This is a genomic window from Gallaecimonas aegicerasi, from assembly GCF_045291545.1.
In the GTDB taxonomy this organism is placed as follows: Bacteria; Pseudomonadota; Gammaproteobacteria; order Enterobacterales; family Gallaecimonadaceae; genus Gallaecimonas.
The window spans coordinates 1,889,492-1,911,804 of sequence record NZ_CP149514.1 but is presented as its reverse complement, the minus strand read 5'-3'; the positions used below and the strand labels follow the sequence as shown (position 1 = coordinate 1,911,804).

Genomic DNA, 22,313 nt, shown 5'->3' with positions numbered 1-22,313 from the left:
CAACAGCGTATTAGCCAAGAGGTCCTCTTATGCAGTTGGGTCAAAAGTGGTGACGCCCAGCGCATCGGCTTTGCCGTGGCGGGCATCGTGCTGAGCCATAATCGCGGCCGGACTGATGGCTACGCGCAGGCCCATTTCTGCTTCGGTACGTACCAGTTTGCCACGTAAAGAGTGGGGCAGTACTTCGGTGATTTCCACATCGACGAAGCTGCCAATCAGATTGGGGTCACCCTCGAAGTTTACAACCCGCATGTTTTCGGTGCGTCCACGCAGCTCCATGAGGTTCTTCTTGGATGGCCCTTCTACCAGAATGCGTTGAATGGTGCCGTGCATCCGGCGGCTGATCTGCATGGCCTGCTGGTTGATGCGTTCTTGCAGAATATACAGCCGCTGTTTTTTGGTGTCCTGGCTGACATCGTCCGGCACATCGGCAGCCGGCGTGCCAGGGCGAGCGGAATAGATGAAGCTGAAGCTCTGATCAAAGCCGACATCGGCAATAAGTTTCATGGTCTGGGCAAAATCATCATCGGATTCATTGGGGAAGCCGACAATAAAATCGGAGCTGATGGAAATATCCGGGCGCGCCTCGCGCAGCCGGCGAATTTTTGACTTGTACTCAATGGCGGTGTGATTGCGTTTCATCAGGTTTAACACCCGATCTGAACCACTTTGTACCGGCAGGTGCAAAAAGCTGACGACTTCCGGGGTATCACGATAAACCTCGATGATGTCGTCAGTGAACTCTACCGGGTGGCTGGTGGTGTAGCGAATGCGGTCAATGCCGTCGATGGCCGCGACCAGCCGCAGCAGCTCAGCAAAACTACAAATGCCGCCGTCATGGGTTGCCCCACGAAAGGCGTTCACGTTTTGGCCCAGCAGGTTCACTTCCCGCACGCCCTGTTCCGCCAGTTGGGCGATTTCATAGAGCACATCGTCTACCGGGCGACTGACTTCCTCGCCACGGGTATAAGGCACCACGCAAAAAGAGCAGTACTTGGAACAGCCTTCCATAATCGACACAAATGCCGAGGGGCCTTCAGCTTTGGGCTCTGGCAGGCGGTCAAATTTTTCGATTTCCGGAAAGGAGATATCGACGATGGGCGCGCGGTCGCCCCGTACCCGGGTGATCATTTCTGGCAAGCGGTGCAGGGTCTGGGGACCAAACACAATATCCACATAAGGGGCGCGTTCGCGTAGAAAATCCCCTTCTTGTGAAGCAACGCAGCCGCCAACACCGATCACCAGTTCCGGTTTTTGCTGTTTCAGTTCTTTCCAGCGGCCCAGTTGGTGAAAGACTTTTTCCTGGGCTTTTTCGCGTATCGAACAGGTGTTGAGCAGCAGTACGTCGGCTTCTTCAGGAATGTCAGTCAAACTGAGGCCATGGGTACTGCCGAGCAGATCAGCCATCTTGGCGGAATCATACTCGTTCATCTGGCAACCCCAGGTTTTGATGTGCAACTTCTTGGCCATGGTTCTTGCTACCTGCAACGTGTCTGCTGGGAAGGAAAATGACCGCATATTCTACCTGATGGTGTCAGCCGCTACCACTGGCTGCCTATTTGATCTGACGCAGGCCACCTCCAGTATGGAGGTGGCCTTGTCGTCTCAGAAACTGACGCGCCAGGCGGTATTGGGTGTGGCACGTGAGAGATCTTCGATGATCACCTCGCCCAGCCGGCCACGACTAAACAGCCGTTCGGCATTACGGTGAGCCCCGTGACTAAGCGCAAACTGGTACACTGACTGGCCATTACAGACCAGCTTTTGCGCCACTGTCGGGTAGCTAAGGCGGTAACTGGTCAAGGTGTTATTAAGAACGATAGGGCGGTCCGTTGCCGAGGCTTTGCAAACGCTGACCAGCGCGTCGTGCAGGTAAGGATCCATCCTGGCGTGGGCCGCAGTACTGGCCAGCAAGGTGGCCGCGGCGAACAAGATTAACCGTTTCATGAGGTGTCTCCTTTTTGCCAATAGGCCCTTCAACACTAGCCGCTCAGCAACGAGGATGGCCGGCAGAACTGTAAGCAATCCCCCAAGGCGGTAAGCAAAGGTTTCTGCCGGTAACACAAGGTACAATGGCGTAAGACAGCGACGAGGGAGCAGGAATGAACACTGAGGTGGTGATTGTCGGTGGCGGTATGGTTGGCGCAGCCCTGGCATTGGCATTGGCGCGCCATGATATGGCGGTTACGTTAGTCGAGCGTCAGGCCCCCTCAGTGGGGGACGAACTGGATCCGCGGGTCAGCGCCATCAGTGAAGGGGCGCTGCGCTTTTTGCAACGCCTGGACGTTTCTCTGCCGAGTGAATACTGCCAGCCATACCGGCACCTGTGGGTTGGCGAGGCAGACAGCCACTGCCAGTTTTCTGCCAGTGAACTGGGAGAGCCGCGGCTGGGGCTGTTTGTTGAAAATGTCAGGCTGCAACAAGCGCTGTGGCAAGCTATGCCGGACTCGGTGGCGCTGCGTCTTGGGACACCGGTGCAGTTTCGCCAGCAAGCGAACGGGGTGGAGCTGACCATGGATAACGGTGAAGTCATCGTGGCCCGGTTGGCTATCGCTGCTGACGGCGCTAATTCCTGGCTGCGTCAGCAGGCCGGTATTGGCTTGACCGGCTGGGACTACCGTCAGCATTGCCTGTTGGCGACCGTTGAAACACAGGGCCAGATGGCAGACACCACCTGGCAGCAGTTCACGCCGCATGGCCCCCGTGCCTGGCTGCCTATGCCCCATAATCAGGCTGTTTTGGCCTGGTATGACGAAGCCGCAACCATTCGCCAGTTGGCCAGCCTCAGTGCCGAGGCGCTGACGGCTCAAGCAAAATTGGCTTACCCGGCAATGCTCGGCGATATCACCGTCAAGAGCTGGGGCAGTTTTGCTTTGACCCGGCGTCATGCCCAGCGCTATGGCCAAAATGGCGTCTGGCTGGTTGGCGACGCGGCGCATACCATCAACCCGCTGGCTGGGCAGGGCGTTAACCTGGGCTTTCGTGATGTTCAGACATTGGCAGCGCAAATGGGCGGCGCTCATGCCCGTGGCGAGTGCTGGTGGGATGACAAAGCATTGCAACGTTATGAACGGGCACGCAAGCCCGATAACCTGCTGATGCAAAGCATGATGGACCTTTGCTACAAAGGTTTTTCTAACACCAACCCTTTACTGGGGCGGTTACGGCAGTTGGCGCTGAGCTCTGTGGATCTTTTCAGCCCCGCCAAAAAGCAGGTTCTGAAATACGCTGCCGGCTTGTAAAGCCGGCACTTTCGGGCAACTGAGCCAGGAAAAGAAAAAACCCGCCAGCTGGCGGGTTTTTGGTGTAGTGGCTGGAGTACCAGGATTCGAACCTGGGAATGGCGGGATCAAAACCCGCTGCCTTACCGCTTGGCGATACTCCAGCAAGCTGGGTGCACATTGCTATGTGCGAATTATGGCTGGAGTACCAGGATTCGAACCTGGGAATGGCGGGATCAAAACCCGCTGCCTTACCGCTTGGCGATACTCCAGCAAAATAATGGTGGCTATGGCGGGATTCGAACCTGCGACCCCATCATTATGAGTGATGTGCTCTAACCAACTGAGCTACATAGCCACGCTAAATCGCTAGGGCTGGCAATTATTCAAAACCTTATAGCGTTCGTCAACTGCCGCCCAATCGTTCGCTCAATTAACGAGCGAACGTTAATTTCTCGGCTCTGATAGTGGCGCTATCACAACCGCCGAATATGGCTGGAGTACCAGGATTCGAACCTGGGAATGGCGGGATCAAAACCCGCTGCCTTACCGCTTGGCGATACTCCAGTAATGGTGCGGAAGGAGAGACTTGAACTCTCACGCCTTGCGGCGCTGGAACCTAAATCCAGTGCGTCTACCAATTCCGCCACTTCCGCGTGTTCTGGTGGCTATGGCGGGATTCGAACCTGCGACCCCATCATTATGAGTGATGTGCTCTAACCAACTGAGCTACATAGCCAACATAGTGAACGGCGCGCATTATGCCCAGCCGCCGCCACAGCGTCAACGATTAAACAACAACTGCCGGTTCGTTTGCTGTCTTATTAGGCAGGTGCTGCGTTGCCCGGTTTTGTTTCACTGAGCACACAGTTACGCCCCTGACGTTTGGCCTTGAGCAGTAAAGCGTCAGCACGCTTGAAGGCACTAGGCAAATCTTCCTTGTCTTGAACGGTAACGACCCCAAAGCTGCCGGAGATACGGTAATCGGTGTTATCCAGGGTTTTGTGTGGTAACTGCTGGCATAGCCGCCGAGCGGTAGCGGTAGCCTGGTGGATATCATCACCGGGCAGTAGCAGCATAAATTCGTCGCCGCCAAAGCGGCCGAACAGGTCTGTTTGCCGCAATTGCTGAGCAATACTGATGGTCACCTGTTGCAAGGCCCGATCGCCGGTAGTGTGGCCATAGGTATCGTTGATGTGTTTGAAATAGTCGATATCAAATACCACCATCGACACGGGCTGGCGGTAGTGCCGTGCCCGGATAATTTCTTCCTTGGCTTTAGCAAAGAAGTAGCTGCGGGACAGTACGCCGGTGAGAGGGTCAAAGTTGGCTTGTTGTTGCAGGGTATTGTTATGGGCGGTGAGCTGCGGCACCGTCAGGCCAAAATAAGTGCTGGCGGCCAGCACACAAACGGCAAATTCATACACCATGGCGTGGTGGCTGATACCAAACACCTTGATGCCCACTGCCGCCAGGGTACTGATCAAGGCCAGGCTGATGGCACTGCGCAGGGCAGTCTCGGTATAGACAATCCACATTTGTGGCAGCGCCACAAAAAAGACGGCAAAAGCCATGTATTCATTACTGATCTGGGCATTGGCCAGCATACTCAGAGCCAGCAACAGTAGACCACTGAGCAACTTTATAAGATAAGGGCGGTTATCGCGGCTGTAGCGCTGCAAATTAAACTGCTGTAACCAACTGGCACTGTTGGGATAGAGCCATTGCAACAGCGCTACAAACAGTGGTACCAGCACAATCACGCCGATCAGGTCGCCAATCCACCAGGGCACCCAAACGTTGAGAAATTGCGACGAATGGATGGTACCGCTGATCAGTAACACCGTGGCGCCGCCCATAGCGGCCAGCAGCGCACAGAGGCTGGCGACCATCAGAAATAACAACACTAGCTCGGGGACTTGCTGCTGTTCAGCTCTGTCGAGCCGGCGGCGCATGAATGCGGCACCAAGGTAATAGGACAGGCTGTGGGCCAGGCCAAACAGCACGCCGGTACTGAGCTGTTCCGCCAAGTGATAAGGTACGGCGTAGAGCTGGGTTTCCCAGAACGTCACCAGCATGGCAGCAGCTAATAGCCAGGGCAGGGCATTGAAACCCAGTAGCAACAGGGCCGCGAAGGTCAGGCCGGCAGGTGGAAACCAGATACTGGCATGGGGAGCGTACTCAAGAATACTGGCCAGTCGCCAAAGACCCATCCACAGTATCAGCAAGAACAGCGGACGCAGCAGTGGCAGCTGTCGGAGATCAGGCCAGCGGCCAGAGAGCAGTTTTGCAGTCACTAAGGTTCCTGTGAGCGATCAACGCCATGTTACTCTATCCTACCACTGCTTAAATACAACCGCACACTGCCCCTGGCAACGGCGAGCTGCCCAGTGCTGGTAGACCATGTTGGCAAGATAATGGATGCCAGGGAATGATAACAGCTGTACCAGCCACCCCCAGCCGGCAAGGCGCCAATAATAAAAGCTGGCATCCAGGCCAAGATGAAAGCGCTGCCCATCCCACAGGTGTAGCTGGCGCAGCATGGCCGCCTTGCTGACTCCGGCAAAACCCTCGAAATCAGCCGAGCTGATATCAATAAGCCTGATTTTACCGCGCAGGCGGGGTGCCAGGTGGCGGATCTCCCAGCGACAAAAGCGGCAACTGCCGTCGTAAAAAAGCTGTGCATCGGTCATTACATCCTCCCGTTAGCAGTACGCAATACGAAGCGGCTGTGATCACCTGCTGCGCGTCGCTGAGCTAGTCTTAACAAAGACAACACTTGGCAGGTGACATCATGAAACGCTCAAGCACACTTATTCTCTTGGTATGCCTGGCCAGCGGGCTGGCGGTCAGTGCAAGCTGGGTAGCTTTTTTGGAACAGGAAGAGGGTATTCGTGATCCGTTGATCTTATTTGCCGGTGCCGGGCTGACATTATTGACGGTCAGTGCCTTGGTGCTGATGGTATTTCCCAAGCGCTGGCGCGAAAGTCTTAAGGCCGGGGGCTTCCTTGGCGGCTTTGTGGCGCTGGTGGCCACGGTGATGCTACTGGTGGCGGAATAAAAAAGCCGCCTGTCGGCGGCTTGTGGGTCTAGACATTAAAGCGGAAGTGAATCACATCGCCGTCTTTGACGATGTAGTCTTTGCCTTCCAGGCGCCATTTACCGGCTTCTTTGGCACCCTGTTCGCCATTGTTGGCAACAAAGTCGTCGTACGCGACAACTTCCGCACGAATGAAGCCCTTTTCAAAATCGGTATGGATTTTCCCTGCTGCCTGCGGCGCTGTCGAATTGATTTTGATGGTCCAGGCCCGTACCTCTTTGACACCGGCAGTAAAGTAGGTGTGCAGGTTCAGCAGTTCATAACCGGCACGAATGACCCGGTTAAGGCCCGGCTCTTCCAGGCCCAGTTCAGCCATGAACAGTTCCCGTTCTTCGTCATCCAGCTCGGCAATATCGGATTCCACCGCTGCGCAGACTGGCACAACCACGGCATCTTCATCGGCGGCAATGGCACGTACCTGATCCAGATAAGGGTTGTTGTCAAAACCATCTTCATTGACGTTGGCAATGTACATGGTGGGTTTACCGGTCAGGTAATTTTGATAGCCGATAGCCGCTTTTTCGTCGGCAGAAAGGCCGACTGAACGCAGCATTTTGCCGCTTTCCAGGTGCGGCTGAATTTTCAGCAGCACGTCTTGTTCTGCCTTGGCGTCTTTGTCGCCACCTTTGGCCTTTTTCTGGACACGGGTCAGGGCGCGTTCGACCGCTTCCATGTCTGCCAGTACCAGTTCGGTATTGATGACATCGATGTCTTCTTGTGGGCTGACCTTGCCCGCCACGTGGACAATGTTGTCGTTCTCAAAGCAACGCACAACATGGGCAATGGCATCGGTTTCACGAATGTTGGCCAGGAATTTATTGCCCAGACCTTCACCTTTGGAGGCCCCTTCAACCAGCCCGGCAATGTCGACGAATTCCATCGTTGTCGGCAATACCCGTTGCGGATTGACGATCTCAGCCAGTTTATTCAGACGTATATCCGGCACGGGAACAACACCGGTATTGGGTTCAATGGTGCAAAAAGGAAAGTTCGCAGCTTCGATGCCAGCTTTGGTCAAGGCATTGAACAGGGTGGATTTGCCAACATTAGGCAGGCCCACGATGCCACATTTGAATCCCATGGAGGTGTCCTCGAAAGTTATGCCTTAAAGGCGTGAAGTCGGTTCTGAGCCGCCGTTTTACCGCTATCGAAGAAGATTTCGGTTGCCCGCACAGCTTCGTCGATGGCTGCGTCAATTTGCGCTTGCTCGCTGGCAGGCGCTTTACCGAGTACGTAGCCCGTTACTTTATGGCGGTCACCAGGGTGGCCAATACCAATCCGCAAGCGGTGAAAGTTCGGGTTGTTGCCCATTTTCGCCATGATGTCTTTGAGGCCGTTGTGGCCACCGTGGCCACCGCCTTGTTTGAAGCGTGCCACGCCCGGAGGCAAGTCCAGCTCATCATGAGCCACCAAAATGCTTTCTACCGGGATACGGTAGAAGTTTGCCAATGCACTGACGGCTTTGCCGGACAAATTCATATAAGTGGTGGGGACGAGCAGACGCACATCCTTGCCTTTAATGTGAATGCGGGCAGTAAAAGCCGAGAATTTGCTTTCCAGCGTCAGGGGCTGGCGGTACAGGCGAGCCAGTTCCTCGATATACCAGGCACCGGCATTATGGCGGGTTTGGGCGTATTCGGGGCCTGGGTTACCCAGGCCCACCAGCAGTTGAATATCGCTCACGCTTTACTCTGCTGCTGCATCCTCGCCGTTTTCTTTGGCGTCGTCATCGCTGGCGCCGCCTTTCGGAGCGTTCAGAGATACAACAGCCTGATCGTGGTCTTCACCTTTGCTCAGCTCAACCAGTTGCACGCCTTTTGGCACGCTCAGGTCAGTCAGGTGCAGGGTGTCACCAACGTTCATGTCAGCTACGTTGACTTCGATGAATTCAGGCAGATCTTTAGGCAGACAGCTGATTTCAACTTCAGTGGTAGCGTGGGCAATAACGCCACCTTTCTTCACAGCCTTGTCTTCGCCAACAAAGTGCAGTGGGATCTTGGTGTGCAGCTTGTGGCTGGCATCAACGCGCAGGAAGTCAATGTGAGTGACCTTCGGCTTGAACGGGTGGCGTTGCATATCCTTAACCAGCACCTCGGTTTTGCTACCGGCGATGTTGAGGGTCAGGATGTGGGTGTAAAAACCTTCGTCAGCCTGTGCTTCGATGATTTTGTTGTGTTCCAGTGCGATGGAAACTGGCTCTTTGTCGGCACCGTAAACGATGGCCGGCACTTTATCCTCACGACGCAGGCGGCGGCTCGCACCTTTCCCCAGGTCCGTGCGGAGTTCTGCTTCAAAAACGTAAGACATGGTGTCACTCCAATTAAATCAATAGGTTGTCGATTTCCCGCGACCAAGAAACCGACCCTTCCACAACCGGGTTCGGCTGAGGGCGCGTAAGTTTACCAAAAGGGGACTTTGGGCTACAACTGCTCATTAACCTCTGTCATTACATAAAAAGGTAACGCTATGGGACTTTTCTCGGGATTGCTGGGCATGGGCTCGGAAGTTGATGCCGACAAGCTGGATGAACTGCTGACCCCCTTACTAAGTGATGGTGAGCAGGTAGATAAAGCCTATCAGTTGATCAGGGATCTATTCGTATTCACCAACAAGCGTTTATTGCTGGTAGACAAGCAGGGCCTGACCGGCAAAAAACAGCTGGTTTTATCGGTGCCGTACCGCAACATCACTAAATACGCACTGGAAACCGCAGGCCACTTTGACCTTGATGCGGAGATCAAAATTTGGGTTGGCTCGGAATCTGAACCCATTACACGAGAACTGGGCCGGGGTAATGATGTGCGCGAGCTGTACCGACAGCTATCAAATCATTTGCTGTAACCGCCGTTGTCATATCCATTTACGTTTACTTCATAGTGTCATTGCCACCGGCTTGCTACGGTGGCAATGATAGAAACAATAACAATGAGGGGAGTGTCAGTGAAAAAGTCACTGTTAGTGCTGGGGCTGGCCAGCTTTTGTTTGCAGGCAGCGCCACCGGCCTGGGTGGAAAAAAGCAACGCCTATGCCAAGCCAGTGTTGGCCGAAATGGCCAAATACAATCCGGAAATGGGCTCCTATTTAGGACTGGAAGCCTTTGATAAACAAATCATTGATCTGGGGCCGCAGCTCTATCAACGCGCTCGCCACGACAGCGAGCAGGTACTGCAGCAGTTGCAAGCCGAGCTGAAAACGGAAACGAACCCCAAGGTGCGCCAGGACTTGGGCATCATGATTGCAGCTGTTGAGCGCAGCCTGGCTTCAGAAAAGCTGCACCATGACCGCCTGCTGCCTTTTTATAATGTCGGCGAGACGGTGTTCTCTGGCTTGCAGAGCCTGCTTGATGGCCGTAACAGCGACGCCCGCAAAGCCCGCGCGGTAGCGCGCTTTAATGCTTATGCCGGTTTGGATGGCAAGCCCAGCCTGGTGGCGATGGCCAAGGCGCGTACCGAGGAGCGCCTGAAGGATGCGGCGCTGATTGGCCCTTATCGACCGCAGGTTGAAAAAGCCATCAGCAACAGCCAGCAGTTTCTGGCCGGTATCAAGCAGCTTTTTGAGGCCAACAAATTAACGGGCTGGCAACCGGCCTATAAGGCGTTTAGTCAGCAACTGGCGCAGTACGACAGTTGGCTGAAAACCAACATGCTGCCGCGAACGCGCAGCTCTAATGTGATGCCAGAAGAACTCTATGCTGACGCCCTGAAAAACTATGGCGTCAATATGCCGCCGAAACTATTGATGGAGCGGGCGCTGTTCGGTTTTGCCGAAATTCGTGACGAAATGCAGTCGCTGGCCAGTCAGATCGCCAAAAAAGAAGGCTTTAAAAATGACGACTACCGCTATGTGATCCGGCAACTGAAAAAGAACCAGATCACAGGCAAGGCCATTTTGCCATTCTATAAGAAACGTCTGGCGAGTATTGAAGAGATGATCCGCCAGCATCATATTGTTACCTTGCCTAAACGTGCGGCCAATATTCGCCTGGCCTCCCAAGCTGAAACCGCCGCGCAGCCGGCGCCGCACATGAGTCCGCCACGACTGATCGGCAATACCGGTGAATACGGCGAATTTGTGCTGCCCTATAACGATCCTAAGGCCAAGAACAAGCTTGATGATTTTACCAACAAGGCCTTCTCCTGGACTTTGACGGTCCATGAAGCGCGCCCCGGCCATGAGCTGCAATTTGCCAAAATGGTGGAAAACGGTGTTTCTCAGGCCCGCGCCATCTTTGCCTTTAACAGCGCCAACGTGGAAGGCTGGGCACTGTATTCTGAAGCGATCATGAAGCAGTACCTGCCCCTGGATGGCCAGTTATTCTCATTGCAGGCGCGCTTACAGCGAGCGGCCAGGGCCTTTCTCGACCCGATGCTGAACCTGGGCATGATCACCCCCGAGCAGGCTCGAACGGTACTTACCGATCAGGTGGTACTGTCTGCGCCCTTTGCTGCCCAGGAGGTGGAACGTTATACCTATCGGGCACCAGGGCAGGCAACCAGTTACTACTACGGTTACATGAAGCTCAGAGAGCTGCGGATGCGGGTCGAGTTGCTGCTGGGCCAGCGCTTTAACCAGCAGGCTTTCCATGACTTTATTCTGGAGCAGGGATTGTTGCCGCCGGCGTTATTGCAAAAAGCGGTCATGACGGAGTTTGTACCTCGTTACCAGCAATAAAAAAAGCCCCGCATCAGCGGGGCTTTTTACTGCCAGAGCTTAGTTAAAAGTCAGGCTCCAGCTGTCAATGTAGCCGGTGTCACCGGAGTACACATCTTCGACACTCAGCTTCCAGACCCCCTGAGAGTCAATGCCTGCCGCATTGATGGTCCAGGACTGCAGGACATTGTCACTGGAGTCGTTAGACGGGCTCAGCAGGGTGGCAGAAGCACCGCTGGGGGTGATCACCTTGATCCGCAGATCGCCACGGTAGGTGTGCTTAATATCCACACTGACCGTTACCGAGCCGCTATCACCGGTGCGCGTCACATCAATGTTGCTATATACCGTTTGGTTATCATAGATGTTGACGTTACTGGTGTTCTCAAAGGTACCTGGGCTGCTGCCGGCGCTGGCGGTCAGGCCGGCGGTTAGGGTTGCGCCACTGAAAGCGGCGTAGCCGTACACCGTCACGTAGTAAGTGCCGGCAGCCGGGTTGGACACCGTGACCGATTCGTTGGATGAACCGGACTCAGACTTCCAGGTAGCGGTTGCGGAGCTGGTAGCGGCACTGCCTTGCTTCACCCACAGATCGGCATCACCGTTGCTGCCGGTCAGGTTCAGGTTGAGGCTGGCCGTACCAGCTGGCACGTCAATGGTGAAGGTACGGCTGGCACCGGTAGCCAGGGCAATGTTGCTGACAACGCTGCCGTCGCTCAGGACATCACTGCTGCCACCACCACCGCCACCGCTGTTACCAGCCAGCGCCACCGCTGCCCCGGCATCCAGGAAACCGGCTCCACAGTTACTGGTGGTACAGTCGGTATTGGTGAAGGCTCGGGCACTGTTTTTGATCACCTGCTCAATGGCGGCGGGGGTCAGGCTCGGGTCAACACTTTTTACCAAGGCGGCAACCCCGGCCACATGTGGTGTAGCCATCGAGGTGCCGGCCATGGTGGTGTAGCCTTCGCTACCGACCGAGAAGGTGCCGAGGTTCACCGTGGACAAAATGTCGTGCCCGGCAGTGCCGTCGGCACTGCCGCCCGGAGCGGTAATATCGATCAGACTGCCGTAGTTGGAGAACCAGCTACGGTTACCGCTGTAGTCATTAGCAGCAACAGAGATGATATTGGCACAGTTAGCCGGGCTGGCATTGGAGACATTCTGATTGTCGTTACCGGCAGCAATAACCACCACAGTACCTTGGGCTACGATTTGGTTGATGGCGTCCTGATAGGCCGCACCACAAGCACCACTGCCACCCAGACTCATGTTGATGACATCGGCCGGGTGGGTGTTGATCGGTACCCCGGTAACGCTTAAACCGGCTGACCAGCGCATGGCATCAATAATGTCAGAGGTGGTACCGCCGCAGCGGCCCAGTGCCCGGGCACTGAATACCTTCGCGCCATAGGCTACACCGGCTACACCGATACCATTATTGGTTTCAGCGGCAATGGTGCCGGCTACGTGGCTGCCGTGGAAGCTGGCGGGGGTGTCCTGGCCGGGTACAACATTGCCGCTACCATCGCGATAGCCGTACTGCGTTGTACAATCGCCGCGGCGCAGGTAGTCACCCGGATCGGTTGGATCGCTGTCACGGCCGTTGCCGTCGTTGGCCATCCAACTGTCCGAGATGAAGTCATAACCGGACAAGACCTGATTTTGCAGATCCGGATGGTTGGGGCGGATGCCGGTATCGATAACGGCAACAACGGTACCGCTGCCGTTGGTGGTATCCCAGGCGGTGTCAGCGTTCATGCCGTTTGCAGAGAAGTAATGCCACTGCTGGCTGTACTGAGGGTCATTGGGTGTGAACAAAGGCTTCATCAACCGATCCGGCTCCACATAAGCCAGGTTGCTGTCACCTTCCAGGGCCTTAACAACGGCGCGCAGGTTTTCCTTGTTGGCCAGTTTGTACAGCTCGGTGCTACCACCGAGTGAACGTACATGGCTCAGCTGAGCGCCAACGGCGGCAGCTTGCTCAAGCATGTGTGTTTCCATGGCGGCTTTGGCGTCTTGTGCCAATGGGCCACGATGGCCTTTAGGTACCTTGTACTTTACAATCAGCCCGCCGGTGTAGATCGGGCCGTTGTCGACAGGTGAGGTAACCCGCAGGCTCGGTGGGGCAACTTGTGTCACAGGTGTTGGTGTTTGCGTTTCTTCGGTATTACACGCAAGCAGCGGCAAACAGGCGGCCGCCACCAGTGACAAGCGAAACACGTTCTTCATGTATCCTCCAATAACCAGGTTGTTGTTATGGTCGCCTTCCTGGCGGTGGGCCTGTTTTTGTTGTTGGCCCTGCTGGCATCCGGTTCCTTGCTTTATGGGCAAGGGGAGAGAGAGAAACTTGAGTCTGGCTTATGTTACCTGGGTATTACAAGGCATTATCATTTTTGTAATAAATGATAATGCCTTGTTTCATTTTGGTTAACTAAAATGATTAAGTATGATCTCGATCACGGCAGTCGTTGACAGTTCACCACCCACGTCGGCAGTACATTGACCGGCCTGCAGGCACTGATAAACGGCGCTTTGCAGCATTTTGGCTTCATCGTGCAAGCCCAATCCCAAGTCCAGCAACATGGCTACCGACAGCATTGCAGCAAAGGGATTTGCGCTGTTTTTGCCGGCAATATCAGGTGCAGAACCGTGACAGGGTTCAAATAATCCGGGGCTATTATCTCCCAATGAAGCGGATGGCAGCATACCTAGCGACCCTACCAGCATGGCTGCTTCATCGGTGAGAATGTCACCAAAGAGGTTTTCTGTTACCAGCACGTCAAAGCTGGCCGGGCGGCTCAGCAGATGCATGGCGGCGGCATCCACCAGTAAGAACTCCAGCGTCAGATCCGGGTAGTCTCTGGCGAATATATGCTCGGTGCGTTGGCGCCACAATCGCGAGGTGGCCAGCACGTTGGCCTTATCCACCATGGTTACTTTGCCGCGGCGCTGGCGAGCCTGTCGGGCGGCCTGATGCAGTACCCGATCCACCTCGTAGGCCGTGTAGGCACAGCGATCCCAGGCTGACTCACTGCCTTCTTGTTTGTCACCAAAATAGATCCCTCCGGTCAGCTCCCGAACCACCAGAATGTCGACTCCTTGCAGACGGTCGGCTTTAAGTGGACTGGCTGCATACAGCGCGGGGTGGGTGACGGCCGGACGCAGATTGGCGTACAGCCCCAGGGCCTGGCGAATGGCCAGTAACCCCTGCTCCGGGCGCACAGCATGGTGTTGCCACTTGGGGCCACCAACAGCACCAAGGAAAATGGCGTCGGCCTGCTGGCAGGCGGTCAGGGTGGCCGGCGGCAGTGGTTCGCCAGTGGCATCAATGGCGGCGCCGCCTATCAGTGCGTCGGTCAGGGTGAACTGGTGACCAAAGTGGTGGCCGATGGCTAGTAGTACATGACGGGCGGCGGCAGTGACTTCCGGACCGATGCCGTCGCCATCAAGCATAACAATATTGGCTTTCACCGGCGGCCCTCCTCAAATTGACGAATATGCCGGTGCTGATTCAGCAGGTAGCCCAGTTGATCAACCCCTTGCACCAGGCAGTGGCGGCTGAAAGGGTCCAAAGAGAAGGGCCAGCGTTGCCCATCTTCCAGCGTCACCGTGGCTTCGGCTACATCAATACGCAGGCGCATACCCGGGTGCGCAACTAAGTATTGGTGTTGTTCGGCTGGCAGCTCGATAGGCACCAGGCCGTTTTTCAGGGCATTGGTTTTGAAAATGTCGGCTATCTGGCTGGAGATAACCGCCTTAAAGCCATAATCCAGCAGCGCCCATGGGGCATGTTCGCGGGAAGAGCCGCAGCCAAAGTTGTCTCCCGCAACCAGTATGGTGCAGCCATGCTGACTGTTTAACTCCGAGTTGCTGGCCTGCCCTTGCTGGTAGCGCCAGTCAGCAAAGGCGTGCTGACCAAGGCCGGTACGGCTGGTGGTGGTCAAAAAGCGGGCCGGAATGATCTGATCGGTGTCGATGTTATCTACCGCGATAACCAGCGTAGAAGATTCGATAATCATGCGCTTTCCTGCCATTGTTGAGGTTCGCTGACAAAGCCGCGTACAGCGGCGCGGGCGGCGGTGGCGGGGCTGGCCAGAAAGGTCTGGGAGCCCGGCCCCTGGCGGCCGGCGAAATTGCGATTAGAGGTCGACACCACGGTTTGGCCTGGCGCTGCGATGTCGCCGTTCATGGCGATGCACATGGAGCAGCCGGGTTCACGCCATTCGCCACCGGCAGCACGAATGATTTTATCCAGCCCTTCGTTTTCGGCCTGCCGTTTGACCTCTTCAGAGCCGGGCACCACTAGCATGCGGACGCCGCGGGCGATCTTCTGCCCCTTAAGCGCATCAGCAGCGGCCCGCATATCCGACAGTCGGCCATTGGTACAGGAGCCGACAAACACCACATCCACTGGCCGTTCGGCCAGTTGTGCGCCGGCGCACAACTGCATGTAATCGAGAGCCTTGGCTTCCAGAGCATTCTTGGCGGCAGGAATGGCATCACCAATGGCGATCACCATGCCTGGGTGGGTGCCGTAGGTGATAGTAGGGCGCACCATTGCGGCATCAATGCGGATTTCCTTGTCGAAACTGGCACCGTCGTCAGAGTGCAAGGTGCGCCAGTCTGCGACAGCAGCGTCAAAGTCGCGAGGCGCCATGGGGCGACCTTTCAGCCAGGCAAAGGTGGTTTCATCCGGGGCAATAAGACCGGCGCGGGCACCGGCTTCAATGGACATATTGCAGATGGTCATGCGCTCTTCCATGCTCAGCGCCGTTATGCCTGGGCCGGCATATTCGATCACATGGCCGGTACCACCGCTCATGCCCAGTTTGCCAATAATGTGCAGGATCAGGTCCTTGGCGGACACTCCGGCGCGTAATTGATTGTCAACCCATACCCGCAGGGTTTTCGGCTTGTGTTGCAGCAGGCTCTGGGTGGCCAGTACATGCGTCACCTCGGTGGTGCCAATACCAAAGGCGAGGGCACCGAAGGCACCGTGGGTGGCGGTGTGGGAATCGCCACAAACGATGGTCATACCCGGCTGTGTGGCGCCCAGCTCTGGCCCCATGACATGCACAATGCCACGGTGAGGGCTGTCGAAACCGTGCAGGGTAATGCCAAAACGGCGGCAGTTTTCCTGCAACTTGTAGACCTGGCGCCAGGCTTGTTCGTTGGTAAAAAAGCGCTGCCCCTGGGCATCTGGTGGGGAGGTCGGCGTGGCATGATCCAGCGTTGCCAGGGTGCGCTCGGGGCGGTGTACCGCCAGGCCTCGGCGTTTGAGTTCAGAAAACGCCTGCGGACTGGTTACTTCATGAATAAGGTGCAGATCAATGTAAATGACCGCCGGGTGGCCATTGTCAGCAGCTTTGACGATGTGACGTTGCCAGATTTTGTCAAACAGGGTCTGTGCCATGGTGGGCTCCTTAGCTTGCTTTGGCCATGTGACGGCTGATGCGGTTGATAACGTCCATGAAGGCGCTGACGGACGCGGCGACAATATCGGTAGCGGTGCCCCGGCCATGGAAGCTTTGGCCGGCAAAGCGGACCCTGACCTGGGCTTCACCCTGGGCGTCAATACCTTCGGAAATGGAATTGACCGACAGCCCCTCAAGGTGCACATCCATGCCGATGGCGCGCTCAATTGCGCGAAAAGCAGCGTCTACCGGGCCATCGCCGGTGGCGGCTTCACGGTGTTCGCAACCGTCCGGGCCAAACAGCACCACGGCGGCGGAGGCGATGGTGTCAATGGCACCGGAGGTTACCTGCATCTGGCTTAGCTGCCAGGGGCCGCTGCTGGCCTGGCCGAACGTAAGAGCTTCAATATCGGCGTCGGTAATGTGTTTTTTGCGATCGGCCAGTGCTTTGAAATCGCGGAAAATCCGGTCAATGTCGTTATCCGAAACTTTAAAACCCAGCTCCTGCAGCTTGTCGATAAGCGCGTGGCGACCGGAATGCTTACCCAGTACCAGGCTGGTTTTTACCCGGCCAATAGACTCGGGGCGCATGATTTCGTAAGTCTCCGGATGGCTTAGCATGCCGTGTTGGTGAATACCCGAGGCATGGGCAAATGCGTTATCACCAATAATGGCTTTGTTGCGCGGCACCACGGAACCGGTAATGGCTGACAGCAACCGCGACGTTGGCAGAATGTGCTGGGTGTGCACAGAACAAGCGAGCTGGTAGTGATTGCGGCGGGTATTGAGTGCCATCACCACTTCTTCCAGAGCGCAGTTGCCTGCCCGTTCACCAATGCCATTGAGGGTACATTCAACCTGCCGGGCACCGGCTTCGATTGCTGCCAGGCTATTGGCAACTGCCAAGCCCAGATCGTTATGGCAGTGCGTGGAGAGGATGGCCTGTTCGATGTTGGCGACCTGGGTTTTCAGGTAGCGAATGGTGTCATACATCTCTGACGGGGTGCTGTAGCCAACGGTGTCGGGGATGTTGATCGTGGTGGCGCCGGCGACGATGGCCGCTTCGACCACCTGGGCCAAAAAGTCATGCTCGGTACGCAGGGCATCTTCGCAGGAAAACTCCACGTCAGAGGTATGTTGGCGAGCTTGGCGGACGGCGGCTTGAGCGCGGGCAATGACTTCCTGTTTGGACATTTTCAGCTTGTGCTCGCGGTGCAGCGGGCTGGTGGCAATGAACACATGGATGCGCTTTTTAGCAGCGGCTGCCAAAGCTTTGCCGGCAGCACTGATGTCTTGCTCGGTACAGCGGGCCAGGGCGCAGATGGTGGGGCCGTTGATTTCTGCTGCGATGCGGGCTACCGCCGTGAAATCATCGGCGCTGGCAGCTGCAAAACCGGCTTCGATGACATCCACCCCCAGATCAGCCAGGGCGCTGGCCATACGGACTTTCTGCGTCAGAGTCATGGCGCAGCCAGGAGACTGCTCGCCGTCACGCAAGGTGGTATCGAAGATAATAACGCGGTCTGACATGAATAATTCTCCTGAAAAAAGACATAAAAAAACCCGCTCGAAGGGAGCGGGTTTTCGTAATGGTGAACGTTTTTACGTCGTCACATCACAATACAAGCCCGCTCCCGCAGCTAAGAAGGAGAATGAGGCTGAGAAGGAGGAGGGCGTTCAGGCGCAAAGAGGCCCGGTCAGAAAACTGGCCGTTGCTGATAACTGCGGGGAAAAAGTTTGCGCTACTCATATGCATGAACATGCAACGCGCGCCAATACTTGTCAATAAAAAAATCGCCGCCCAATGCGGCGGCGATGATGGGGCTATTCCAGAGGAAAGCCTATTACAGCTCAAAGCTTTTGCTAACCGCCAGGTAGATACGGCCACCGGCTTCTGGCACACCCTTGATGTTGGTGTCCTGCCAGTTCAGGGCGATGTCGATGCCTTTGTAACTGGTGGTCATGCCTACCAGCCAGTTGCTGTAGTGGTCTTTGCCATACCAGTAATCCTGATGCCCGGCACCAGACAGCGCTTTGCTGTATGTGTACGCCGCCTGCAAGGTGACGCCGTTATCCAGCTCATAACCTTGGTGCAGTTCGACATAGGCATGATTAATACCAGTGCCGGCCTGATCCCAGGTGTACGACACTCGTACCATGGTATTGGTCGGCGCCGTTAGGGCGACGTGAGCCTCGGGATAGTTGTAGCTGCTTTCGCCAACATAAGTGTATTCACTGAGGCTGATGTCGTAGTTCCAACCCTGGCCAAAGTCAGCACTGTAACCTCCGTAAAAGTCCCATTCGGCTTTGGCATTGTCGCCGGCGCCAAAATCGACGTTGGAAGCCCAGGTACCAACGTAAAAACCACGATCAAAGCCGGCGTCCAGGCTCAACTGCAGTGACGGATTTTCACTGGTCTGGCTAATGCCGTTAAAAAGGTAATCAGAGGCACCGGCAACGGTGGCTGATAGATCGGTTGCCTGTGCGGAAACGGCAAAGCCGGATGCCAGCATGGCCAAAAGCAGCGTTTTTTTCATGTTGAAAACCCTTCTTGGTTGAATAAAAGCACGTGCGCTCCTGCAGGGGGAGGCAATAATGCGGTCAACACTGACGGCTGGCAAGCTGGTTTGGCCTGCTTTTGGGGGACGCCGTCAGATTGCCGTTTTGTCACCCAGGGGGTAACGACCAGCAGCACCACCATGAAGTGATGAAATATTCGCCAGTTACATTATCAAACAATGCCCTGAAACAAATGTCACGCGATAGATTCACTCTTTTGTAACATTTGTGATTTGACGCGCTTCGGTATTTTTCGCAGCTGAGCCACCGGGGTGTGTTTAAAATTGTTGTTTTAGAAAAAACTAGGCTACTCTCAATCAAGATTTCTTCACGAATATCAGCATATTGGCTGCAAGAATTGTGAGCCTTTGCATCATTGCAAGGCGGCTGTGACGGGAGAAATTGCGTCAGATCAAGAACCCTCTGAGGGTAAAGGACCATACTCCACTCAATCTCAGAAACGGAGGTCAGCTTTGATGTTTCGTGGCTCCTCTCTAAAAAAAGAAATCATCGCTATTCTGGCTATCAAACTCGCCTTGATATTCACCATCAAGGCATTGTTCTTCAGTGACGCCGTCAATGTTGAGCAGGGTCAGACGGCAATTGATAACCAACTCTTAGGTTCCCCTAATCATCAGTCCAAGGAGGCTGACAATGATCAGTGATGAAGTCGTTGACTTGTCGCGGTTGCAGTTTGCGATCACAGCGCTATACCACTTTTTATTTGTGCCACTCACGTTGGGCTTGTCCTTTATGCTGGCGATCATGGAGTCGGTCTATGTCATGACCGGCAAACAGATCTACCGGGATATGGTCAAGTATTGGGGTAAGCTGTTCGGTATTAACTTTGCTCTGGGTGTTACCACCGGTATCACCATGGAGTTTCAGTTTGGTACCAACTGGGCTTACTACTCGCACTACGTGGGTGACATTTTCGGTGCGCCCTTGGCCATTGAAGGCTTGATGGCGTTCTTCCTGGAGTCCACCTTCATCGGTCTGTTCTTCTTTGGCTGGGAGCGCTTGTCGAAAGTGCAGCACTTGATGGTGACCTGGCTGGTAGCCATTGGCTCCAACCTGTCAGCCTTGTGGATCTTGATTGCCAACGGCTGGATGCAAAACCCGGTTGGGGCCCATTTCAACTTCGAAACCATGCGTATGGAGATGTCCTCATTTACTGAGCTGCTCTTCAACCCGGTCGCGCAGGTGAAATTCGTACACACCGTATCAGCGGGCTATACCACTGGTGCGATGTTTGTGCTGGCCATTTCCAGCTTCTTCCTGCTCAAGGGCCGTGACATTCCCTTTGCCAAGCGTTCTTTTGCCATCGCTGCGTCCTTCGGTCTGGCTTCCGTCATGTCCGTTATCGTGCTGGGTGATGAGTCTGGCTACGAAGTGGGGGATGTACAAAAAGCCAAGCTGGCAGCTATCGAGGCCGAATGGGAAACCCAACCGGCACCGGCGGCGTTCACCTTGTTTGGTTTCCCTAACCAAAAAGAAGAACGCACCGACTATGCCGTTAAGATCCCTTACGTACTGGGCCTGATTGCGACGCGCTCGACCGATCAGACCATTACCGGTATCAAGGAGCTCAAGCAGGAGCACGCCAAGCGGATCCGTAACGGTATTCTGGCTTATGAGGTTCTGGAAAAACTGAAAAACGGCCAGGACACGCCAGCTAACCGGGCGCAATTCAAGTCTCTTGAGAAAGATCTTGGCTATGGCCTGCTGGTCAAGCGCTATGCCCCGGATGTGGTTAACGCTACCGATGCGGATATTCAAAAAGCCGTGGATACCTCTATCCCGAAAGTGGCGCCGATGTTCTGGACTTTCCGGATCATGGTGTTCCTGGGCTTCTTGATGCTGTTCATCTTCGCCATGGCTTTCTATGAGAGTGCCCGCCACCGTATCGGTGAAAAACGCTGGCTGATGAAACTGGCGCTGTTCGCACTGCCGGCACCGTGGCTGAGCTGTGAAATGGGCTGGTTTGTTGCCGAGTATGGCCGTCAGCCTTGGTCTATTGCAGAAGTGCTGCCGACACACCTGTCTGTCTCGACCCTGTCTAAGGGTGATCTGATGGGCAGTCTGGCTGGATTTATCTTCTTCTATACCTTGCTGCTGATTGCGGAAATGTACCTGATGATCCGCTATGCCCGTCGTGGTCCGAGTGTGCTGGAAACTGGCCGCTACCACTTCGAAACTCAGCCTCAGGAGGCCTGATCATGGATTATGAAGTCTTGAAATTGATCTGGTGGGTGTTGATCGGCGTGCTGCTGATTGGCTTCGCCATTACCGACGGCTTTGACATGGGGGCAGGTGCCTTGCTGCCCTTCGTCGGCAAAAATGACAGTGAGCGTCGTATTACCATCAATGCCCTGGGCCCACACTGGGACGGTAACCAGGTGTGGTTCATCACCGCGGGTGGCGCCATCTTCGCCGCCTGGCCGGTGGTTTATGCGGTGGCCTTCTCTGGCTTCTACTGGGCCATGCTGCTGGTGCTGTTTGCGCTGTTCTTCCGGCCGGTCGGTTTTGAATACCGCTCCAAGGTCAAAGATCCGCGCTGGCGCACCGCCTGGGACTGGGGGCTGTTTGCCGGCTCTTTTGTACCGGCCCTGGTGTTTGGTGTGGCCTTTGGTAACCTGCTGCAAGGGGTACCGTTCAAGCTGGATAACCTGATGTATTCCTACTACGAAGGTAATTTCTTCCAGTTGCTGAACCCCTTTGCCATTGTCTGTGGCCTGGTCAGTGTGTCGATGTTGATGATGCACGGCGCCAACTACTTGCAGCTGCGTACTGAAGGTAACGTCAATAGCCGTGCCCGCAAGGCATCGATGATTGCCGGTCTGGTAACCATTGTTACCTTCGTGCTGGCTGGCCTGTGGCTGAGCTGGGGCATTGACGGTTACGTCATCGAGCGTATTGGCGACGTCAACAGTGCACTGAATATCACCACCGATAAGAGTGTGGCTGTGCAAAGTGGTGCCTGGCTGGCTAACTACAATGCCTTCCCGCTGCTGTGGCTGGCGCCGATTGTCGGTATTGTCGGCGCGCTGCTGAGCGTGCTGCTGGCAGGCAAGCAGAAAGCCGGCTGGGCCTTCTTCTTTTCCTCCCTGGCCATTGCCGGCATCATCATGACCGCTGGTGGCAGTATGTTCCCGTTTGTGATGCCATCAAGCCTGGTACCCAATGACAGCCTGACCATGTGGGACGTGGTGTCCAGCCACAAAACCCTGGGTATCATGTTTGGGGTTGCCGTGGTATTCGTACCCATAGTGTTGTCTTACACCTTCTGGTGCTATTACAAACTGTGGGGCCGGGTAACCGCTGAACACATCGAACGTAACTCTGTAGGCAGTTATTAAGGAGAAA

At 55.4% G+C, this 22,313-nt stretch carries 21 protein-coding genes and 6 tRNA genes; 8 read left to right on the top strand and 19 right to left on the bottom strand.

What is annotated here, in order from left to right; translation table 11 throughout:
- Positions 1 to 27: 27 nt before the first annotated feature.
- Positions 28 to 1,470: a tRNA (N6-isopentenyl adenosine(37)-C2)-methylthiotransferase MiaB gene (gene miaB / locus WDB70_RS09495; protein ID WP_406663713.1), complete on the bottom strand. Its 1,443-nt coding sequence runs from the start codon at positions 1,468 to 1,470 to the stop codon at positions 28 to 30.
- A gap of 135 nt (positions 1,471 to 1,605) precedes the next feature.
- The gene (locus tag WDB70_RS09490) at positions 1,606 to 1,947 is read right to left on the bottom strand and encodes a DUF3718 domain-containing protein (RefSeq protein ID WP_406663711.1); all 342 of its coding nucleotides are present in this window, start codon (positions 1,945 to 1,947) and stop codon (positions 1,606 to 1,608) included.
- 155 nt (positions 1,948 to 2,102) lie between these two features.
- Between WDB70_RS09490 and WDB70_RS09485 the strand changes: the two genes are divergently transcribed.
- The gene (locus WDB70_RS09485) at positions 2,103 to 3,242 is read left to right on the top strand and encodes an FAD-dependent oxidoreductase (protein ID WP_406663709.1); all 1,140 of its coding nucleotides are present in this window, start codon (positions 2,103 to 2,105) and stop codon (positions 3,240 to 3,242) included.
- 68 nt (positions 3,243 to 3,310) lie between these two features.
- Here the strand turns inward: WDB70_RS09485 and WDB70_RS09480 are convergent.
- The 8 genes from WDB70_RS09480 to WDB70_RS09445 all read right to left on the bottom strand — a co-directional run bounded on the left by WDB70_RS09480 (position 3,311) and on the right by WDB70_RS09445 (position 5,914).
- Positions 3,311 to 3,385 (bottom strand) — tRNA-Gln (locus WDB70_RS09480).
- Positions 3,386 to 3,418: 33 nt separating this feature from the next.
- Positions 3,419 to 3,493, bottom strand: a tRNA-Gln gene (locus WDB70_RS09475).
- Between the two features lie 9 nt (positions 3,494 to 3,502).
- Positions 3,503 to 3,579: transfer RNA gene (locus WDB70_RS09470), tRNA-Met, on the bottom strand.
- Positions 3,580 to 3,713: 134 nt separating this feature from the next.
- Positions 3,714 to 3,788 (bottom strand) — tRNA-Gln (locus WDB70_RS09465).
- A gap of 4 nt (positions 3,789 to 3,792) precedes the next feature.
- A tRNA-Leu gene (locus WDB70_RS09460) sits at positions 3,793 to 3,877 on the bottom strand.
- 6 nt (positions 3,878 to 3,883) lie between these two features.
- Positions 3,884 to 3,960, bottom strand: a tRNA-Met gene (locus tag WDB70_RS09455).
- An 85-nt stretch (positions 3,961 to 4,045) separates the two neighbouring features.
- On the bottom strand, positions 4,046 to 5,518 hold the full coding sequence (locus WDB70_RS09450) for a diguanylate cyclase (RefSeq protein WP_406663707.1): 1,473 nt from the start codon (positions 5,516 to 5,518) through the stop codon (positions 4,046 to 4,048).
- A 39-nt stretch (positions 5,519 to 5,557) separates the two neighbouring features.
- Complete coding sequence (locus WDB70_RS09445; RefSeq protein WP_406663705.1) at positions 5,558 to 5,914, bottom strand: thiol-disulfide oxidoreductase DCC family protein; 357 nt, start codon at positions 5,912 to 5,914, stop codon at positions 5,558 to 5,560.
- A gap of 101 nt (positions 5,915 to 6,015) precedes the next feature.
- On the opposite strand from WDB70_RS09445, the gene WDB70_RS09440 reads away from it, so the two are divergent.
- Positions 6,016 to 6,282 carry a hypothetical protein gene (locus tag WDB70_RS09440; protein WP_406663703.1) on the top strand — a complete coding sequence of 89 codons (267 nt, stop codon included), beginning with the start codon at positions 6,016 to 6,018 and terminating at the stop codon, positions 6,280 to 6,282.
- Positions 6,283 to 6,310: 28 nt separating this feature from the next.
- Here WDB70_RS09440 and ychF read toward each other — a convergent pair whose 3' ends face one another.
- From ychF to WDB70_RS09425, 3 genes are read right to left on the bottom strand one after another with little or no spacing between them, the layout of a single operon-like run.
- Positions 6,311 to 7,402 (bottom strand): redox-regulated ATPase YchF, encoded by a 1,092-nt coding sequence (ychF, locus tag WDB70_RS09435; RefSeq protein WP_406663701.1) that lies wholly within the window; start codon positions 7,400 to 7,402, stop codon positions 6,311 to 6,313.
- Positions 7,403 to 7,419: 17 nt separating this feature from the next.
- A complete protein-coding gene (pth, locus tag WDB70_RS09430) occupies positions 7,420 to 8,004 on the bottom strand; it encodes an aminoacyl-tRNA hydrolase (protein WP_406663699.1) in 585 nt (194 codons plus the stop codon).
- Between the two features lie 3 nt (positions 8,005 to 8,007).
- Complete coding sequence (locus WDB70_RS09425) at positions 8,008 to 8,628, bottom strand: 50S ribosomal protein L25/general stress protein Ctc (protein ID WP_406663697.1); 621 nt, start codon at positions 8,626 to 8,628, stop codon at positions 8,008 to 8,010.
- A 159-nt stretch (positions 8,629 to 8,787) separates the two neighbouring features.
- On the opposite strand from WDB70_RS09425, the gene WDB70_RS09420 reads away from it, so the two are divergent.
- Both WDB70_RS09420 and WDB70_RS09415 read left to right on the top strand, forming a co-directional pair.
- Positions 8,788 to 9,162 (top strand): PH domain-containing protein, encoded by a 375-nt coding sequence (locus tag WDB70_RS09420; protein ID WP_406663695.1) that lies wholly within the window; start codon positions 8,788 to 8,790, stop codon positions 9,160 to 9,162.
- Between the two features lie 99 nt (positions 9,163 to 9,261).
- A complete protein-coding gene (locus WDB70_RS09415; RefSeq protein WP_406663693.1) occupies positions 9,262 to 10,992 on the top strand; it encodes a DUF885 domain-containing protein in 1,731 nt (576 codons plus the stop codon).
- A 39-nt stretch (positions 10,993 to 11,031) separates the two neighbouring features.
- On the opposite strand, the gene WDB70_RS09410 is transcribed toward WDB70_RS09415, so the two are convergent.
- The 5 genes from WDB70_RS09410 to WDB70_RS09390 all read right to left on the bottom strand — a co-directional run bounded on the left by WDB70_RS09410 (position 11,032) and on the right by WDB70_RS09390 (position 17,918).
- The gene (locus WDB70_RS09410; protein WP_406663691.1) at positions 11,032 to 13,203 is read right to left on the bottom strand and encodes a S8 family serine peptidase; all 2,172 of its coding nucleotides are present in this window, start codon (positions 13,201 to 13,203) and stop codon (positions 11,032 to 11,034) included.
- A 198-nt stretch (positions 13,204 to 13,401) separates the two neighbouring features.
- Positions 13,402 to 14,427: a 3-isopropylmalate dehydrogenase gene (gene leuB, locus WDB70_RS09405; protein WP_406668060.1), complete on the bottom strand. Its 1,026-nt coding sequence runs from the start codon at positions 14,425 to 14,427 to the stop codon at positions 13,402 to 13,404.
- Between the two features lie 14 nt (positions 14,428 to 14,441).
- On the bottom strand, positions 14,442 to 14,993 hold the full coding sequence (gene leuD / locus WDB70_RS09400; protein ID WP_406663689.1) for a 3-isopropylmalate dehydratase small subunit: 552 nt from the start codon (positions 14,991 to 14,993) through the stop codon (positions 14,442 to 14,444).
- Positions 14,990 to 16,387 carry a 3-isopropylmalate dehydratase large subunit gene (gene leuC, locus WDB70_RS09395; RefSeq protein WP_406663687.1) on the bottom strand — a complete coding sequence of 466 codons (1,398 nt, stop codon included), beginning with the start codon at positions 16,385 to 16,387 and terminating at the stop codon, positions 14,990 to 14,992. The genes leuD and leuC overlap by 4 nt, the downstream gene beginning before the upstream one ends.
- Positions 16,388 to 16,397: 10 nt before the next feature.
- Positions 16,398 to 17,918 carry a 2-isopropylmalate synthase gene (locus WDB70_RS09390; RefSeq protein WP_406663685.1) on the bottom strand — a complete coding sequence of 507 codons (1,521 nt, stop codon included), beginning with the start codon at positions 17,916 to 17,918 and terminating at the stop codon, positions 16,398 to 16,400.
- On the opposite strand from WDB70_RS09390, the gene WDB70_RS09385 reads away from it, so the two are divergent.
- Positions 17,917 to 18,177 (top strand): hypothetical protein, encoded by a 261-nt coding sequence (locus WDB70_RS09385; RefSeq protein WP_406663683.1) that lies wholly within the window; start codon positions 17,917 to 17,919, stop codon positions 18,175 to 18,177. The genes WDB70_RS09390 and WDB70_RS09385 overlap by 2 nt on opposite strands.
- 55 nt (positions 18,178 to 18,232) lie before the next feature.
- Here WDB70_RS09385 and WDB70_RS09380 read toward each other — a convergent pair whose 3' ends face one another.
- A complete protein-coding gene (locus tag WDB70_RS09380; RefSeq protein WP_406663681.1) occupies positions 18,233 to 18,925 on the bottom strand; it encodes a TorF family putative porin in 693 nt (230 codons plus the stop codon).
- 498 nt (positions 18,926 to 19,423) lie between these two features.
- On the opposite strand from WDB70_RS09380, the gene cydP reads away from it, so the two are divergent.
- From cydP to cydB, 3 genes are read left to right on the top strand one after another with little or no spacing between them, the layout of a single operon-like run.
- Positions 19,424 to 19,612 carry a cytochrome oxidase putative small subunit CydP gene (cydP, locus tag WDB70_RS09375; RefSeq protein WP_406663679.1) on the top strand — a complete coding sequence of 63 codons (189 nt, stop codon included), beginning with the start codon at positions 19,424 to 19,426 and terminating at the stop codon, positions 19,610 to 19,612.
- The gene (locus WDB70_RS09370; RefSeq protein WP_406663677.1) at positions 19,602 to 21,164 is read left to right on the top strand and encodes a cytochrome ubiquinol oxidase subunit I; all 1,563 of its coding nucleotides are present in this window, start codon (positions 19,602 to 19,604) and stop codon (positions 21,162 to 21,164) included. Before cydP ends, WDB70_RS09370 begins: the two co-directional genes overlap by 11 nt.
- Complete coding sequence (gene cydB / locus WDB70_RS09365; RefSeq protein WP_406668058.1) at positions 21,164 to 22,306, top strand: cytochrome d ubiquinol oxidase subunit II; 1,143 nt, start codon at positions 21,164 to 21,166, stop codon at positions 22,304 to 22,306. The genes WDB70_RS09370 and cydB overlap by 1 nt, the downstream gene beginning before the upstream one ends.
- The last annotated feature ends 7 nt before the right edge of the window (positions 22,307 to 22,313 follow it).